At 63.7% G+C, this 1,958-nt stretch carries 3 protein-coding genes and 1 pseudogene; 1 reads left to right on the forward strand and 3 read right to left on the reverse strand.

The annotated features are described in order from the left end of the window. Both C4U44_RS15060 and C4U44_RS15065 read right to left on the reverse strand, forming a co-directional pair. Window positions 1-380 (reverse strand): ATP-binding protein (locus C4U44_RS15060; RefSeq protein ID WP_103886313.1); only part of this gene is annotated, 380 nt, incomplete at its 3' end. A 158-nt stretch (window positions 381-538) separates the two neighbouring features. Then, window positions 539-1,045, reverse strand: coding sequence for an RICIN domain-containing protein (locus C4U44_RS15065; protein WP_160145032.1), 507 nt, complete (start codon window positions 1,043-1,045; stop codon window positions 539-541). A gap of 236 nt (window positions 1,046-1,281) precedes the next feature. Here C4U44_RS15065 and C4U44_RS43460 point away from each other — a divergent pair, with 236 nt between their 5' ends. Further along, window positions 1,282-1,590, forward strand: coding sequence for a hypothetical protein (locus C4U44_RS43460; protein ID WP_160145033.1), 309 nt, complete (start codon window positions 1,282-1,284; stop codon window positions 1,588-1,590). Window positions 1,591-1,769: 179 nt separating this feature from the next. Here the strand turns inward: C4U44_RS43460 and C4U44_RS43610 are convergent. After that, a pseudogene (locus C4U44_RS43610) lies at window positions 1,770-1,958 on the reverse strand (IS701 family transposase); the annotation flags it as partial.

Below are 1,958 nucleotides of genomic sequence, written 5' to 3' on the forward strand. Positions count from 1 at the left end.
ACCGCCATCCGCGCGGTGATCCGCTTCCCCGAGGGCGTGACGGCCACCACGAAGTCGTGGCAGAGCTTCCGCACGATCTCCAGCCCGTGCTGGCCCACGCGCAGAGAATCGGGGTCCGTCACCTTGACGCCATGGGCCGACATGTCCCACACCGTTATCTCCACCGTGCCCTCGACAGCCCGCAGTTCAAGGCCGCACGGTCCACCGGCATGCTTCACCGCGTTGGTCACCAGCTCACTCACCACCAGCACGAAGTCAGCGGCGACTGTGGCAAGCATGCGCACCCCGTTGGTGCCCATGCGTCCGACCCATTCCCTCGCCACATGCCGCGCCGCGGCGATGTCTCCCGGATCGCCCTTGAAGACCTCGTCGACCCGCATCGCGCCGCCCTCCGTCGACCCATTGACCTAAGGCTCCCCCGCCCCTTGTCCATGGGCAACTGATCGTTCGACGACACGGGAGGGGGTACTCACGGGCGCGATGTCTGTCGGCGCGTCCGCGCGGCGGTGCCTCGCGTGGAGGTTCGTTCGCCCGGTTATTAGCCGTAGAACTCCCAATTTTCGAACGCGTTGAGGCCGTTGCAGTTCCAGATGCTCAGCTTGGCATTGTTCTCGCCGCTTCCGCCGGTCACGGTGAGGCAAGCGTCGTCGTACCCATCATCAAGCCAGATATCTCCAGCACCGCCTACATTGACGTCCCACTTCTGCGCGTCCGAGTTGTTGCACTTGTACTGTGTGACGTAGGTTCCCGGATCCGTTGACCCGCCATAGACGGTGAGGCACTTGTGAGTTGAATTGTTTACGATCGTGGAAAAGCCGTTACTGTCGTGAGATGTGTACCAGAGCATCGTCGGGTCTGTGTTGCACTTGTACTGGACAATGAAGGCTCCATCGGAGTCACTGCCCCCGTAGGGCACGGCGCACAGCGTGGTGTTGGTGTTCCAGATGGTATCCGGTGAGGCCGCCGAAGCGGGGGCCGCCGACATTCCGAGCGTTGCCGCAGTTGCAAACGCAGCGACGGAAACAAGCGCGTTGTATCTCTTCATGCGGAGGGCCCCATTCCGTGTACATGTCATCGCGTGTTGATCATCATTGCATTTCCAGCCCGCCGATGGCAATGGCTGCGATTGGGTCAACCTGCTGCGGCGGCCGGGCGGCCCGGACAAGTGGTCGCGCCGCACAGGTAGTCGAATGGCTTGGAGCGCGAACACCTCCCGCCACCGGGCGACATCTATGCTGTGACCTGCGGCCACCATCTCATCGTCAGCACACACAGCTCACGATGATCAACGGTGGCCGTACTCGTCGACCCACCGGACCCGCCCTACGAGCGTTCGGTGAGCAACTCCGCCAGGCGGTCGGCGAACTTGATGAGCCAGACCAGCCGTGGTCCACTGCAGCCGATACGAACTCCATGACGGCAACCCCAGAACGCAGCCTGAACGGCATGGAACTGGGCCCAACGCCGGACGCGCCCGCGGTCGACTACCGCGGCCTCTGCGAAGATGTCCAAGACGCGGTGGACAGCGTCACCCAGGTCATCCGCTTCAAGGAGCGTCAACGCCCGGGACTTCAGCAGGACAGGCCCTAGTTAGTACTCCAGCCGGACTTCTCCATCAGTGCTGGTCAACGGCTTGGGTTGGGGAGTTTAGCGGTTTCGCGTGGTGGTGGGGCGGTCTTGTCTGGGCCGTCCCACGAAGGTGTGACCGCGTCTTTTGTAGTGGCAGCGGCGGGCGTGTGCTTGGTGGCGGCGTCGCCAGTGAGACCACGTCATCGCGTGGTCGCTGTCCGGAGCACGCTGGCGGGGTCCAGTTGCCAGCAGCCGTCGAATCTCGGCCGGCGTGAGGTCCACGAGGTCGGGTGTGTCCCGCCCTGTACCCCCCTTTCCCGTTCCTGGCCGGCCATGACGGCGAGGAAGGCATGCGCGAGCATGGCGAGGGTGATGTGCCGATACCAACC

This window comes from Actinacidiphila yanglinensis (assembly GCF_900107965.1).
Lineage (GTDB): Bacteria > Actinomycetota > Actinomycetes > Streptomycetales > Streptomycetaceae > Actinacidiphila > Actinacidiphila yanglinensis.

Coding starts and splice junctions, on each gene's coding strand:
- C4U44_RS15065 (WP_160145032.1), bottom strand. CDS start 1,045: ATGAAGAGATACAACGCGCTTGTTTCCGTCGCTGCGTTTGCAACTGCG.
- C4U44_RS43460 (WP_160145033.1), top strand. CDS start 1,282: ATGATCAACGGTGGCCGTACTCGTCGACCCACCGGACCCGCCCTACGA.